The organism is Clostridium sp. UBA5119, from assembly GCF_002414285.1.
GTDB classification, from domain to species: domain Bacteria; phylum Bacillota; class Clostridia; order Clostridiales; family Clostridiaceae; genus Clostridium_J; species Clostridium_J sulfidigenes.
The window spans coordinates 13,307-28,702 of sequence record NZ_DHYX01000016.1; the positions used below are offsets into that span (position 1 = coordinate 13,307).

Sequence of the window (15,396 nt, forward strand, 5' to 3'; positions counted from 1 at the left end):
TTACTTTTAAATAAATAATTTAATAGGTTATTTTTTAATTCTCTATATTTTATATCTGGATACAGAGGTACCTTTTCTAAAGCTTCTCCTATATTTTCCTTAAAATCCTTAGATATGGATATAGGATTTACATTTGAGCTAAAGTCTAAAAGTTTTCTTCCAACTAAGGTACCTTCAGTATATATATCTCCTCCATGTTTCAAAATATATATACCACCTTTCATCTTAATATGTGCAAGTATATATAAACACTTACCTTTAACTAAAGTATAATTACAGATACTAAACTTAATATTATTAGTAAAATTTCACTACTATACATTAGTACTATAGATTTCTTTATGTGTTGATGACTTAAAGCTTCTATATCATCACCAATAGTTGGTTTTTCTACTACTTCTCCAAAGTAGGTATTAGAACCACCTAGTTGAATAGATAAGGCTACAGCAGTAGCTCCCTCAGGATAGGCACAATTAGGACTTTTATGATTCTTTCTGTCTCTAATCATAATCTTAAAGGATTCAATTATCCTTCCCTTAACTATCCATGCTGTAAGACACATTAATACTCCAGTTAATCTAGCAGGAATAAAGTTAAATATATCATCAACATTTGCTGGGAAAAAACCTATATTCTTATATTTTTCATTTAAGTACCCTACCATGGAATCCATAGTGTTAATTCCTTTATACATCATAGCAAGGGGTGCCCCTCCTATGATGGAATAAATTATAGGTGCAATTATACCATCAGAAGTATTTTCGGCTATAGTTTCTACATCACCTCGAATTATTTCATCCTTACTTAAAGAAGTTGTATCTCGACCTACAATATATGAAAGCTTAACTCTAGCTTCTTTTATATCATCCTGAACAAGAGCATTATAGACCTGAATTCCGGCTGTATGAAGACTCTTAGCAGCAAGTGTTGTCCATATTATTAAAGTATTAACTACTATAAAAACAATATTATTTATTATAGCTATCTTAAGTAATAAATATGGAATAGTGTATGTAATTATACAAACCATAAACACCATAAATAAAGAAGCCCACTTCAATTTAATATTATTAGGGAAATGTTTTCTTAGCCACTTTTCTAAAGCTCCAATAAGTTTCCCTATATATATAATAGGATGTGGTAGCCAATTAGGATCACCTAAAATAAAGTCTAAGATAACTGCTAAAGATACACAAAGTATATTTAAGGATATATGAAAATTAATCATGATAACTTCTCCCATTATCTATTTAAGCCCATTATTTTATATATTTTATTCATATCTATAGAGGCTCTTACAAGGTCAGCTAGTTTATCTAATTCCTTTTCTCTTAAGTGCTCATAAGGCATAGAAACCTTTTCTTCAATTTCCTTGTCTCTTCTTAATTCATTAATAATGTGTTGTCTAAACTCAACCCCATCAAAAATACCATGAATATATGTTCCCATTACATTTCCTCTATTATTTACTACTCCATCTAAATGATTAGCTTCTTCATTATTACTCTTATTTATGTTAATAAGGCTTTTGCCTTCATCTAAAAGTGTAGTTTTTCCCATGTGTATTTCATATCCATATATACTTAAAGTAGTGCTATTGTTTATTAAATCCTTTGCTATTATACCATTAACTCTAGTAGTAATCTTTTTCTTTTCAAAAACTGTTTTTATAGGTAATATATCTAATCCATCCATAGACTCTAGTGTAGTTTCAACTCCATAAGGATCCTCTAATATCTTCCCTAGCATTTGATATCCTCCACAAATACCTATGATTTTCCCATTAACTTCATATTCTCTAATTTTGTTATATAGACCTGATTTTTTTAAATATTCTAAATCCCCTAGAGTATTTTTAGTTCCAGGAATTATAACTAAATCAGGAGTTTTAAATTCAGTTACAGTTTCCACATATCTTACAGAAACATCTGGTTCTATAGATAATGCATCAAAATCAGTAAAGTTTGATATATGTGGTAACCTTATAATAGCTATATCAATTTTATCTGTGATATTTTTATTAAGGTCAACAGCTCCATCTTCATCCTCTAAGTCTAATTTAAAATATGGAACAACCCCTAAGCAATCCCTATGAGTTAACTCCTCTAAACTATCTACTCCAGGTTTAAGTAAGGATATATCTCCTCTAAACTTATTTATAATAGTTCCCTTAACTCTGTCCTTCTCACTATCACTAAGGAGCATAATAGTACCTAGTAAAGAAGCAAATACACCTCCCTTATCGATATCACCTACAAGTAAAACAGGTGCATCTATTAGTTCAGCCATCCCCATGTTAACAATATCGTTGTCTCTTAAGTTTATTTCTGCTGGACTTCCTGCCCCTTCCATAACAATAATATCAAATTGATTTTCTAATTTTTCAAAAGCAGACTTTAAATCATCCTTAAATTTAACTTTTAAATTGTGGTATTCCTTTGCATTGGAGTAACCATAAACTTCTCCATTAAAAATTATTTGACAATTTTTATCTGTAGTAGGTTTTAGTAGAATAGGATTCATATATACCTCTGGTTCAAGTCCCGCAGCATAAGCTTGCAAAACTTGAGCACGCCCCATCTCTTTTCCATCCAAAGTTATATATGAATTAAGAGACATATTTTGTGACTTATATGGACATACCGAATACCCATCTTGTTTAAATATTCTACATAATGCAGTAACTAGTATACTTTTTCCTACAGAAGAAGCTGTACCTTGAATCATTATTTTAGCCATTTATAATACCTTCTTTCTATTAAGTAGAGAACCCAAATCTTTGATTTGGGGTGAATCACTTACTCAGCGAACGCAGTGAGTCGAGTTTCAATTTAAATAAAATAAAAAAGCAAGGAAGAAAAGCTCCCTTGCCAAATAATTAAAATTCCCATCTTAGTAAAATAAAAAATATAAGTTTAAATCTAAGTAAGATAAACTTACCAAAATCTTGAATTTTACTTATACATATTAACTTAGTCACTAAAATAGCTCATTTCCCTCCGAAAGCTCATATTTAGGCAGGTCTCCTGGCTTATGAATCACTCTAACCTCACCTTCCCCTATTAAGAGTGGTATTTGAGGGTCGTCATCATTTACAGTAGCGGGGGCTGCTATGGATTTTAACCATATTCCCTTTTCACTTTTAAAAAGCACCTAAAATACTATTTAATTTTCACCCATAATTATAAGAGGTTTAAACACATAAGTCAATATAATGTAAATTTTACTTTGCATTCATTTTTATATTCTATAAAAAATGTAAAGACCTAGCAGTGAAAATGCTAGGTCCTTAGTTATTACAAATATTTTACTTATATAATGGAATTTTATTGCAAAGAGCTTTAACTCTTTCCTTAGCAGGTGATAAATCACCATCCCTATTATCAATTGCCCAATTCATTATATCAGCAATTTCAATCATTTCTTCTTTTCCAAAACCTCTAGTAGTAGTAGCAGGAGTACCTATTCTAATACCACTAGTTACAAATGGGCTTTGGGATTCAAAAGGTATTGTATTTTTATTTACAGTGATTCCAACTTCGTCTAATAGATGCTCCGCTGCTTTTCCTGTAATATCTTTATTTCTTAAATCCACAAGAATTAAATGATTATCGGTACCATCAGACACTAATTTAAATCCTCTTTCTTTTAATGCACTTGCAAGAGCTTTAGCATTTTCTAAAACTTTTTGCTGATACTCTTTGAAAGATGGGTCTAGAGCTTCTTTAAAGCAAATAGCTTTAGCTGCAATAGTATGCATTAATGGACCACCCTGTATTCCAGGGAATATAGTTTTATCTACTAGTTTTGCATACTTTTCTTTACAAAGTATTGCCCCACCCCTTGGTCCTCTTAAAGTTTTATGAGTTGTTGTTGTAATAAAGTCTGCATATGGTGCTGGGCTAGGATGTATCCCTGTGGCAATAAGTCCAGCTATATGAGCCATATCCACCATCATATATGCACCTATCTCATCACAAATTGATCTTATTTTATCAAATTCTATTATTCTTGGGTAAGCACTAGCTCCCGCAACTATCATTTTAGGTTTTTCATCTAAAGCTACAGTTCTTAATGCATTATAATCTATAAATCCATTTTCACCTACTCCATAAGATATAAATTTATATAACTTTCCAGAAAAATTAACTGGACTTCCATGGGTTAAGTGTCCACCGTCAGATAAATTCATTCCTAATACTTTATCTCCCGGTTCTAATACACTCATATAAACCGCCATGTTAGCTTGAGAACCTGAATGAGGTTGAACATTGGCATGGTCTGCGCCGAATAGTTTACACATTCTATCTCTAGCAATATTTTCAGCAACGTCTACACATTCGCAACCACCATAATATCTTTTTCCTGGATAGCCTTCTGCATATTTATTTGTAAGAGTGGACCCCATAGCTTCTCTTACAGCCTCACTTGTAAAGTTTTCTGAAGCGATAAGTTCAATTTTACTTTCCTGCCTAGCAGTCTCAAGACAAATTGCTTCATAAATTTCCGAATCAATGTTTTTAACATGTTCTAAGTTCATACATACTCCTCCTGCAATTAAAATTAGTTGTTTTTGGTGGAACCATGTGAATAGCTTTTTAACAAGTTTTTTATTTTACGTTAGTAAAGCTTTAGTACTTAGTTTTGCAGCACAGATAGCAACAATATAACCACCAGAACCTTTACATATCATTATACCATTTATTTTCATGTTAACCTACTCAATTTTTTAATTATTCTTGAAATTTTTTAATTATATATTATTATATGACTTTCTGTATACAAAAACATCCTTAAGTAATTCCTATATATTTAACTTTTTAAAATACTATTTAACTTAATTTAATAATTCCTTTAGCTATATTATTGAATAAATCATCTACGTTGTTATATAATCTACTTAATTAATAACTACAAGGAGGAATGATATGGAAATTCATATATTTCTAAAACGCAAGAAAGAAGCTGAAATTTTTAAGGGAGATAGAATTGATATCCTTGATTTTGAAATGGGTGGAGTTAAATATAAACAAGTGAGATACTTTAGAAGTGGATTTAGTAAAAGTGAATTAATTGAATCTAATATAATTGATAAAATAATTGAAAAGTAGAGGGAGTTTTTAGTGCCTCTACTTTTTAATATATAATATTATTTAGTTCAATGCTATTTCTTGAATTATAGTCCCCTCTAATGTTTTTATATAGAATACATCTCCATCTACAACTCCATAGCTATGAGGATTATTTTCCTTTGGATAAGAAATAGAACCTGGATTAATTATAGAAATACCATTTTTATTATTAAGACCTAATATATGTGTATGACCATGTAGCATTATATCTTCTGTAGATATATTAGGCATATTATTCTCATTATATATGTGTCCATGTGTTAAAAAAAATCTTTTGTTATTATATAAAACTACAGAATAATCTCCCATGCATGGAAAATCCAATAACATTTGATCAACTTCCGAATCACAGTTTCCACGTACTGCAATTATTTTATATCTATATTCATTTAGTATCTTTGCCACCTCTTTAGGATCATACTCTTTCGGCAATGGATTTCTTGGCCCGTGATAAAGTATATCTCCAAGAATTAATAAATAATCACCCTGTTCTCTATTAAATGCTTCTATAGCTTTTTTGGTGTATTTTGAAGAACCATGAATATCAGAAACAACTACTAATCTCATTTTATATCCTCCCATAATAAATTTTATACTTATTATTTACATTACTTTTGTAACATTGTCAAATGTATAACAACATGTGATTGACGGTGTTTTACCAAAGTTCTATAATTTATTATATAACATATATACGTATTAAGGAGGGGTTTTATTTTGATTGTTAAAGTTTGTGTTGGAAGTGCTTGTTATGTAAGAGGTTCTCACAATGTTATAAACCGAATTAAGAGCTTAATAGAATTAAATAATTTAACAGATAAAATAGAATTAAAAGCTTCATTTTGTCTTGGTCATTGTACTGATTCGGTATGTGTTACTGTGGATGATAACATTTATACTGTAAATGAAGATGAAGTAGATAAATTCTTTGAAGAATATATAGTTAAGAAGGTGAATCTATGCAAGTAATGAATTTTTCCTCCGCTAACTGTAAAAATTGCTACAAATGTGTACGTACTTGTACAGTTAAAGCTATAGAAGTCTTAAATGATCAAGCTAAAATCCAAGAAGATAGATGTATTTTTTGTGGTCATTGTTTAGTCGTATGTCCTCAAAACGCTCGTCATGTGCTTTCAGATATTGATGATGTCAAAGCAGCATTAAATAGCAATAAAACAATAGTTGCACAATTAGCACCTGCTTTTAGAGGGGTATTCTCTCACCCTCCTAAATTAATAACTGCTCTAAGAAAATTAGGTTTTTCTTATATTGAAGAGGTTTCCATAGGTGCAGAATTAGTAACTCAAGAATATGAATGTATGATTGATTGTAGTTTAAATAGTGAATTTATCACAAGTTGTTGTCCTTCCATAGTAATGTTAATAGAAAAATATTATCCTGAATTAATTCCATTAGTTTTACCAGTATCTTCTCCCATGGTCGCCCATGGAAAAAGCATTAAAAATAGATATGAGGAGCCTTATACTGTTTTTATAGGTCCATGTGTATCTAAAAAATATGAAGCTTTATCTGAATCTAATTTAGGATTTGTTGATTCTGTGTTAACCTTTGACGAAATCATCGACTATATAAAAGAGAATGGTATTGAATATTCTGAACTAGAAGATGGAGAAGTAGATTTTAGCGGTACTACAAGAGGTGATCGCTATCCTGTAGTTGGTGGAATATTAAATGCCATAAGACCTACTATTGATAAAAAAGATTTAAATGTAATTAGGGTTCACGGTCTGGAAAATTGTAAAGTTATTTTGGAGGAACTTAAAAATAATACTTTAAAGAATGTGTGTATAGAATTAAGTGCCTGTAATGAAAGTTGTCTTGGAGGTCCAGGCACACTATCTGATAATGAATCTGTATACACTAGACTCCAAAGAATTCAAAATTACTTAAAAACCAAAAGTAATAATTCAAAAGTTATTAATATAAATAAAGATAATCTTAATCTTACAAGAAACTTTGAAAATAAAAAAATCCATATGCTAACACCTAAAGACGATGAAATTAAAGTTCTTCTTAAACAAATGGGAAAATACACTAAAGAAGATGAATTAAACTGTGGCGCTTGTGGATACAACACTTGTGTTGAAAAGGCTATTGCTGTTTACAATGGAATGTCTGAGGTTGAAATGTGTGTACCTTATATGAGATCATTAGCAGAAAATATGAATAGTGAAATATTTAAAAATTCGCCTAATGCTTTAATTATAATTGATGATAACTTATTGATTAAGGACATTAATCCCTCTGGAAGAAGGATGTTTTTAAATTGTGAAAAAGAAAGTATAATAGGAGTTCCTATAACAGAAATTATACACGACTTAGACTTTAAAAAAGTAGCCGACACAAAAAAGAATATTTTAGGTAAAAAAGTTTTCTACAGCAAGTTAGATTTTCATGGATATAAAAGTGTAATTTATATTAAAAATCACTCATCTTTATTGATAACATTTACAGACATAACTGAGGAAGAAAATAGGAAATTAGAATTGACTGAATTGAAGCGTAAATCTATTGATGTTACGCAAACAATTATAAACAAGCAAATGATGGTTGCTCAAGAAATTGCTAGCTTACTTGGTGAAACTACTGCAGAAACTAAAGTTGCTATCCTAGAGTTAAAAAAAGTATTAGAAGAGGAAGACTAATATGAGAAAATATTACTTAGATGTAGCTAATATGAGTATGAATAAACAAGGTGAAGAACTTTGTGGTGACAACGTTGAAATTGCTAATACAGAAGATGGAATTATTATAGTGATGTCAGATGGTCTTGGCAGTGGTGTTAAAGCTAATATACTAGGAACTTTAACATCTAAAATTGCAGTTACTATGTTAAAAGAAGGAGCTACTATAGATGAGACTATAGATACTATAATTAATACATTGCCTGAATGTCAAGTTAGAAAGTTAGCCTACTCCACTTTTACAATTGTGAAAATTAAAAACAGTGGCGAGGTATATATGGTAGAGTACGATAATCCACCTGTTTTTCTTTTTAGAAATAATCGAAGTTGTGACATCAAGAAGAATCGACGTATAGTGAATGGTAAAGTTATTTTTGAAAGTAGATTTTATATGAATGAATCTGATGCTCTAGTTATTATAAGTGACGGAGTTGTACATGCTGGTGTAGGTGGACTCTTAAATCTAGGTTGGGAATGGCCTCATATAAATAGATATCTAACTAATGTACTCCATAAAGAGGTGATTGCTCAAAACATATGTAGACAACTATTAGAAGTTTGTAAAGACTTATATGATAATAAACCTGGGGATGATACAACAGTAGTAACTATTAAGATAAGAAAGGAACAAAACATCTCTCTCTTCACAGGGCCGCCTAAAAATAAGGATGATGATGATATTCTTATAAATCTTGTGAAAAATGCTACAGGTAAAAAAATTGTATGTGGTGGCACTACTGCAAATATAATATCTAATGCATTACATACCCCGATAGAGATAGACTTAAAGCATTATACTTCAGAAGTCCCGCCTATGGGATTTATGAAAGGTATAGACTTGGTTACAGAAGGTATACTAACTTTAAATAAAGNNTTAAAAAATTATCTAAATTCCATTAAAAAGAATGCTATACCCTGTGCTATAAATGGCTCTGATGGAGCTTCTAGAATTACTAATATGTTAATTAATGAAGGTACATCCATAGATATATATATAGGGCAAGCAGTTAATCCAGCTCATCAAAATCCATCTTTTCCAGATGAATTTAATTTAAAAATTAAAATTGTTAAAGACATAGCCAGATTACTAATTTCATTAGGTAAAAAAGTAAATGTAAATTATCTTTAATTTCAAAAAGATATTAGATTTTTTCTAATATCTTTTTGAAATCTTTTTATTATAATTGTAATATGCCACATATAATACTATTCCAATGACTATGCAAAGAATTCCAATAGCGCCAGCACATAATGCAAAAAACTCTTCAGGTAGTATGTTTATAATAGGATCTGTGTTGGGATCAAAAATCCATTTATCATTATTAAAAAAAATTTTATGGAATATTGTAAAGAAAAAATTAAAATTAATACTTACAACTATTGAGATTATAACTGGAGTTATAATTGATATAATGGAAATATATTTTATATAAATATAGCTCTTATAACTGCTAGTATACAGTACAGACAATATGGCTAACGTAATTATTAAACTTAATATAGTAATCTTAGCTAGTTTAAATAATTCCTTTACTTCTTTGAAATGAAAAGCACCAGCATCTGATGATTCTAAAGATGGTAGTTCAAATTTGTCGTTGTTATTATATAACAAATAGTCTATTACATAAGAATAATTTTTTTTCATCTCCGCAATAGATAAGCTTGTTCTCTCCTCCATATTAAATTTATTAATACTGTAAGTATAAATAGGTTTTATGCTTGTTACTATTAAAATAGAAATAAGCATAATAAAAACAAAACCTGTAATAGAAATAAAGATATTTAGAATAAACTTTTTCATAGCATTACCTCACCTTTTAATTGTTAGAAATTAGTAATATATACAATTCAATTTTATTATCCTATTTTATCATTGTCAAAAAAATTTTCATATAGTATAATTTTCATGTTACAATATATGAGTTATAATGTGCCCACTTGTAGTGGGTTTTAAATTTGATTAAATAAAATTTAGTAATTTCATAGATTTGGGGGTAAAGATGATTCATTTAATTGGAATAAAGAAAGAACTTGATTTAATTTTAAGAGCTAAACTAGCAATATCCCAAGATAATATAGATGGAATATTACTAAAAATGAAAGAAACTCTATGCGAAGAAGTTGTTATAATTAATACCTGTAATAGAACAGAAATATACTTAAAATCTTCCCTATCTCAAAATATCATAATACAAGAAGTATTCAAAACACTTAATTGGGATGAAGAATTTATTAAATATATATTTTACTCTAATGATAGCAAGGCTATAACTCACTTACTGGAAGTTAGTTGTGGGTTTCATTCAAAGATTTTAGGTGAAGATCAAATCTTAGGTCAAGTAAAGGATGCCTACTTAAAAAGTAAAGAGTTAAAAGTGATAAAAGCTTCTTTTGATAAGCTATTTTCAATGGCTATTAGTTGTGGTAAAGAGTTTAAAACTGAAAGTAAACTATATAAAACACCTGTGTCCTATTCATCTATAGCTGCTAAAAAAGCTATAGACCAAGGATGTAAAAATGTATTAATATTAGGTTTTGGTAAAATGGCTCAATTAACTTTAAATTATCTTATAGGAAAACAAGATATCTTAGATAAAATATATATTGTAGTAAGAAATACAGATAAGATTATTAATCATAGTACTATAATAAAAAATATAAAATTAATGGAAAATAAAAAGATTGAAATTATACCCATTGATAATTTGGTAGATACTTATAAATATATAGATGCTTTAATATGCTGTACTTCTTCCCCTACTCCAATTGTACTAAAGAAAGATCTCCCTTTCCAACCAATTTTAATTTTTGATCTTTCCTTGCCAATTAATGTTGAAGATTCTTGTAGTGAATTAAAAAATATATGTTTATTTAATTTAGATAATCTTCAAAATGTAGACAGAGAAAATAAGATTCAGCGAAGAAATATTATGAATTCAAATAAATATATAATAAAGAAATGCTATGATGAATATGATAATTTTTTAAAGTTAATGTCCTTAAGTGGTATAATTAAAGATGTAAAAGAAGAGGGACAATTACTTGTGGAAAATAATCTTAAAACTTTTAAGAATAAAAAGTACACTAAAGATAATGACAAGCTTGTAGCTACCCTTTTAAAAAGTAGTGCTAACACATATATAAATCGTGCCATTGAAGTTTTAAAAGAAGAAACTTTAAAGGGAGATAATAAGGACGCCTATGAGTTAATTGAACGTATTTTTCTAAATAAAATTAATTAGGAGGAAAAGCTTAATGAACAATAAAACTATATTTGAAGAAAGCAAAAAGTATATTCCCGGAGGAGTTAATAGTCCAGTAAGAGCACTTAAGGATATGGGTATCACCCCTCCTATTATAAAATCTGGTATGGGTTCTAAAATATATGACGAAGAAAATAAAGAATACATAGATTTTGTTGGAGCTTGGGGACCTATGATTTTAGGGCATTGTAACTCTAGAGTTGTTGATGCTATAAAAAATACTTCAGAAACAGCTATAGCCTTTGGTGCACCAACAAAATTAGAATTAGACTTAGCAAAACTTTTATGTGAAACTGCCTCAATTGATATGATTAGGATGGTTAACTCTGGTACTGAAGCTACTATGAGTGCAATTAAATTAGCAAGAGGATATACTAAGAGAAATAAAATTGTTAAATTTGCCGGTTGTTATCACGGTCATTATGATGGATTTTTAGTAAGTGCAGGTTCTGGTGTTATGACTTGTGGCATACCTGGCAGTGCTGGTATACCTAAAGAACACATAGAGCATACAATTGTTGCTAATTATAACGACATAGATAATTTAAAAGAAATATTTACTGCTTATAGTAATGATATAGCCTGTGTTATTATCGAACCTATTGCTGGAAATATGGGCGTTATCAAGCCTTCTGTGGAGTTCATGAAAAACTTAGATAAACTTTGCAAAGAAAATGGTACTTTATTAATATTTGATGAAGTAATGTGTGGTTTCAGAATTGCATATAAAGGTGCAAGAGAGCTATTCCCGAATGTTAAACCTGATCTTATTACCTATGGTAAAATTATTGGAGGCGGCTTGCCTTGTGGTGCTTATGGCGGAAGACGAGAAATTATGGAACTCCTTGCTCCATTAGGCCCTGTGTATCAGGCAGGAACCATGTCAGGTAATCCTCTTGTTATGGCTGCTGGAATAGCAACAGTTAAAGAATTATATGAAAAACAAGATATATATACCCATATAGAAACCATAGGAACAAGATTAGAAAATGGTATTAAAGAAATTTCAAAAGAAAAAAATATAAATGTAGTAGTTAATAGAGTTGGTGGGATGATGACTGTATTTTTTACAGATTTAAATGAAATTAATAATTATGACGATGCTAAAAGTTGTAATACAAATTTATTCAAAAAATATTTTATGCATATGTTAGACAAAGGAATTAATTTGCCACCATCACAATTTGAAGCAATGTTCTTTTCAATTTCTCATAACGAAGATGATATAAATAAATTTCTTACAGCCTATAAATCATTTAATATATAAATGTATAATTATAATATTTTTAATAACTCTGAGTACAAAAATTCTTTTGTACTCTTTTTTAATGAGAATAAATTGAATATAATATTTCAATAAATTTCATAATCTAATAATAAAAGCTATTTAAATCAATATTTTTTCTCCAAAATGCATAATATTAAAAATAATTTTTTAATTTATAAATTTTCTGAATAGTATTGCAATTATAATTATACTGATATATAATTTATTTAATTATTTAAATTGGAATTTAATATAGGAGTGTGTTGTTAATGAAAGAAAAAAAGCAAAAATCTAATAAGATAGCTCCCCCACCTAGAAAACCAAAAGTTTGGCAAGCCCTTATACCTATTTTAATTCTCATTGTTTCTCTATCTATTGCAATTATATTTTATGAATCAAGTCCACATATTCCTTTAATAATTGCAGCTGCAGCTGCAACTATCACAGCTTTATGTATTGGATTTAAATGGGAAGATCTTGAAAAAGGATTTATTGATACTATTCAAATGTCAATGCAAGCAATTATAATACTTATGATAATTGGAGTTTTAATTGGTGCTTGGATATTAAGTGGTACTGTACCAACAATGATTTATTACGGACTTAAAATTTTATCTCCTGGTATATTCTTAGTAGCTACATGTATAATATGTGCTATAGTTTCATTAGCTACTGGAAGTTCGTGGACAACTGCTGGCACTGTAGGTATAGCACTTATTGGAGTTGGTATAGGATTAGGAATCCCTACTCCGATGATAGCTGGTGCTATTATATCTGGTGCATATTTTGGAGATAAAATGTCCCCTCTTTCTGATACAACTAACTTAGCTCCTGCCATGGCTGGTTCTAATTTATTTGATCACATCAAGCACATGTTTTATACTACAACACCAAGTTTAATAATTTCTCTTATACTATTCGCTATCCTTGGAATGAAATATGCAGGTCAAGAATTAGATGTTTCTAAACTGAATATACTATTTGATGGTTTAAAAGCTTCTGGGGCAATTAACCCTATTCTATTACTACCTCCAATAATAGTAATAATACTTGTAATTAAAAAAATGCCTGCAATTCCTGGACTACTAATAGGTGTTGCTACAGGTGTACTTTTAGCAGTTTTAGTACAAGGCGCTAACTATGGCGATATAGTTAATGTTTTAAATGATGGATATGTAAGTGAAACTGGAATTGAAGTGGTAGATGAACTATTAACCCGTGGTGGACTACAAGGTATGATGTATACAGTTTCTTTGATTATGTGTGCTATGACCTTTGGTGGTGTAATGGAGAAAGCAGGATTCTTAAATGTAATTGCTGAAAAATTGCTTAAGTTAGCAGTTAATACAGGTTCCCTTGTACTAATCACTATAATCTCTTGCATAGTTATTAATATATTAGCTGGGGACCAATATTTATCTATAGTTATTTCAGGTAGAATGTATAAAGATGAATATGCTAAACGTGGCTTAGCACCTAAGAATTTATCTAGAGCTTTAGAAGATTCTGGAACATTAACATCACCATTTATTCCATGGAACACCTGTGGAGCATTTATGTCTACTACTCTTGGTGTTTCTTGTTTCTTATATGCACCATTCTGCTTCTTGAACTATATAAATCCTATAATATCAATAGTTTATGGATACACAGGATTCTCAATGGAAAAACTAGAAGATCCAGAAAAACTAGACAAACCAGTTATAAAAGCTTAGTATGGTTTGAAAAGGTCATATATTAAATGGCCTTTTTATCCTTTTAAAATATTTTCTAATGTGAATAATGTCAATACCACTTAGGCAATAATATAATGAATATTATTGCAAGGAGTTGATTTTCTTGGATAAAAAATATATAGTTAATAGTTTAAATGAATTATTACATGGCATATATATTGATATAAACACTTTTGAAGATTATATAAAGCACTCTAAAAATGAAAATGTTATTTCTCAAATATCTAAAGTTCGAAATGATTACCAAAAACATGCATATAGAATATGTAAAATAATAACTGATTTAGGTGGTAATCCTATAGAAATTGATAATTGTATTGATATAAATCCATATATTAATATTGATGCTACAGTTATTGACAGAGAGCTTTTAAAAAAAACTTGTGAAGCTGCAAATAATGTATTAAATTTAGGGTGTAAATTAATATCAGATCCTAATTTTATTAATCGCGAAAGCTATACTACTATAAATTTAATGAATAAAGATTATCAAAAACATATTAATCATATTGAAAGATATGAATTATATAGTGGTAGTTTTCAATAAAAATCGTAAAATAATCTCAATACATTATACTTCCTAAAAACATTAAAATGCCCTATTAGTATNNATACTAATAGGGCATTTTAATATATATTATCTTTTTTTATTAATCTTTTTACCAATGATGTATCCTATTAAAAGTCCAGTTCCTAATGCAAGAGCAGACTTTACTTTTTCAAATTTAATTTCAGCATCTGAAATAGGTTTTACATTGTTAATTATAACTGTATCCTGTTCTATAATATCTTCATTTGGATATATAAAAGCTCCTACTAAGCACAAATGGTTAAATCTTTCTTCTGAAAAGTTATTTGATAAATCTTGAAGAGTTTTCAAAAAATATTCTTTAGTCCACTTATTATCCTCTTCTAGTTTTGCTCCATCATGGATTTCAAACAATCCCTTAATGTTTTCTTTAGCATAATTTAATGCATTTATAATTTTTTCTGAATTTTCCGGCTCAACTCTTATGTATTCAATTAATGCTTTCCTAACTTCCTCAATACTATTGGATTTAACTGCTTCTTCTATTAAATTTAAACTTATTTCCATAACTAATCTCCTTCTCATCATGGTTATTATTGAAATCTTCCGACATTTTTAAATTATATCATTTAAAATAGTTTACTATACTATAATTCTATTGTTAGTATATACTAATTATATAGTTTTTTACATAAAAGTTCAACTTATAAATAGTAATTATTAGTATATATAATATAATCATTGTAATAATTATCAAATATAAC

Annotated in this window: 14 protein-coding genes, 1 pseudogene and 1 riboswitch; of the genes and pseudogenes, 8 read left to right on the forward strand and 7 right to left on the reverse strand. The window is 29.0% G+C overall.

Annotated elements, in window-relative coordinates; translation table 11 throughout:
• The 4 genes and pseudogenes from B2671_RS02220 to glyA all read right to left on the reverse strand — a co-directional run.
• Window positions 1-224: pseudogene (locus tag B2671_RS02220) on the reverse strand (histidinol-phosphate aminotransferase family protein); the annotation flags it as partial.
• Between the two features lie 38 nt (window positions 225-262).
• A complete protein-coding gene (gene cbiB / locus B2671_RS02225; RefSeq protein ID WP_414632605.1) occupies window positions 263-1,228 on the reverse strand; it encodes an adenosylcobinamide-phosphate synthase CbiB in 966 nt (321 codons plus the stop codon).
• 14 nt (window positions 1,229-1,242) lie between these two features.
• Window positions 1,243-2,739 (reverse strand): cobyric acid synthase, encoded by a 1,497-nt coding sequence (locus B2671_RS02230; protein WP_346868953.1) that lies wholly within the window; start codon window positions 2,737-2,739, stop codon window positions 1,243-1,245.
• A gap of 260 nt (window positions 2,740-2,999) precedes the next feature.
• Window positions 3,000-3,172, reverse strand: a riboswitch (cobalamin riboswitch).
• 135 nt (window positions 3,173-3,307) lie between these two features.
• Window positions 3,308-4,540, reverse strand: coding sequence for a serine hydroxymethyltransferase (glyA, locus tag B2671_RS02235; protein ID WP_346868954.1), 1,233 nt, complete (start codon window positions 4,538-4,540; stop codon window positions 3,308-3,310).
• A 388-nt stretch (window positions 4,541-4,928) separates the two neighbouring features.
• Between glyA and B2671_RS02240 the strand changes: the two genes are divergently transcribed.
• The gene (locus B2671_RS02240) at window positions 4,929-5,111 is read left to right on the forward strand and encodes a hypothetical protein (RefSeq protein WP_346868955.1); all 183 of its coding nucleotides are present in this window, start codon (window positions 4,929-4,931) and stop codon (window positions 5,109-5,111) included.
• A 42-nt stretch (window positions 5,112-5,153) separates the two neighbouring features.
• Here the strand turns inward: B2671_RS02240 and yfcE are convergent, their stop codons facing one another.
• On the reverse strand, window positions 5,154-5,699 hold the full coding sequence (gene yfcE / locus B2671_RS02245; protein ID WP_346868956.1) for a phosphodiesterase: 546 nt from the start codon (window positions 5,697-5,699) through the stop codon (window positions 5,154-5,156).
• Window positions 5,700-5,849: 150 nt separating this feature from the next.
• Here yfcE and B2671_RS02250 point away from each other — a divergent pair, with 150 nt between their 5' ends.
• The 3 genes from B2671_RS02250 to B2671_RS02260 are packed head-to-tail and all read left to right on the forward strand — an operon-like array spanning window position 5,850 to window position 8,966.
• Window positions 5,850-6,101, forward strand: a complete 252-nt coding sequence (locus tag B2671_RS02250; RefSeq protein ID WP_346848118.1) for an NAD(P)H-dependent oxidoreductase subunit E — start codon at window positions 5,850-5,852, stop codon at window positions 6,099-6,101.
• Window positions 6,092-7,798 carry a [Fe-Fe] hydrogenase large subunit C-terminal domain-containing protein gene (locus tag B2671_RS02255; RefSeq protein WP_346868957.1) on the forward strand — a complete coding sequence of 569 codons (1,707 nt, stop codon included), beginning with the start codon at window positions 6,092-6,094 and terminating at the stop codon, window positions 7,796-7,798. The genes B2671_RS02250 and B2671_RS02255 overlap by 10 nt, the downstream gene beginning before the upstream one ends.
• A 37-nt stretch (window positions 7,799-7,835) precedes the next feature.
• Complete coding sequence (locus B2671_RS02260; RefSeq protein WP_422653217.1) at window positions 7,836-8,966, forward strand: SpoIIE family protein phosphatase; 1,131 nt, start codon at window positions 7,836-7,838, stop codon at window positions 8,964-8,966.
• A gap of 24 nt (window positions 8,967-8,990) precedes the next feature.
• Here B2671_RS02260 and B2671_RS02265 read toward each other — a convergent pair whose 3' ends face one another.
• Window positions 8,991-9,638 carry a TIGR01906 family membrane protein gene (locus B2671_RS02265; RefSeq protein WP_346868959.1) on the reverse strand — a complete coding sequence of 216 codons (648 nt, stop codon included), beginning with the start codon at window positions 9,636-9,638 and terminating at the stop codon, window positions 8,991-8,993.
• A 199-nt stretch (window positions 9,639-9,837) separates the two neighbouring features.
• Between B2671_RS02265 and hemA the strand changes: the two genes are divergently transcribed.
• The 4 genes from hemA to B2671_RS02285 all read left to right on the forward strand — a co-directional run bounded on the left by hemA (window position 9,838) and on the right by B2671_RS02285 (window position 14,650).
• Window positions 9,838-11,079 (forward strand): glutamyl-tRNA reductase, encoded by a 1,242-nt coding sequence (gene hemA, locus B2671_RS02270; RefSeq protein WP_346868960.1) that lies wholly within the window; start codon window positions 9,838-9,840, stop codon window positions 11,077-11,079.
• A 13-nt stretch (window positions 11,080-11,092) separates the two neighbouring features.
• The gene (gene hemL, locus B2671_RS02275; protein WP_346868961.1) at window positions 11,093-12,367 is read left to right on the forward strand and encodes a glutamate-1-semialdehyde 2,1-aminomutase; all 1,275 of its coding nucleotides are present in this window, start codon (window positions 11,093-11,095) and stop codon (window positions 12,365-12,367) included.
• Window positions 12,368-12,636: 269 nt separating this feature from the next.
• A complete protein-coding gene (gene nhaC / locus B2671_RS02280; protein WP_346868962.1) occupies window positions 12,637-14,082 on the forward strand; it encodes a Na+/H+ antiporter NhaC in 1,446 nt (481 codons plus the stop codon).
• A 124-nt stretch (window positions 14,083-14,206) separates the two neighbouring features.
• Window positions 14,207-14,650, forward strand: coding sequence for a hypothetical protein (locus B2671_RS02285; protein ID WP_346868963.1), 444 nt, complete (start codon window positions 14,207-14,209; stop codon window positions 14,648-14,650).
• Window positions 14,651-14,740: 90 nt separating this feature from the next.
• On the opposite strand, the gene B2671_RS02290 is transcribed toward B2671_RS02285, so the two are convergent.
• Window positions 14,741-15,199 (reverse strand): hypothetical protein, encoded by a 459-nt coding sequence (locus B2671_RS02290; protein WP_035132239.1) that lies wholly within the window; start codon window positions 15,197-15,199, stop codon window positions 14,741-14,743.
• Between the last annotated feature and the right edge of the window lie 197 nt (window positions 15,200-15,396).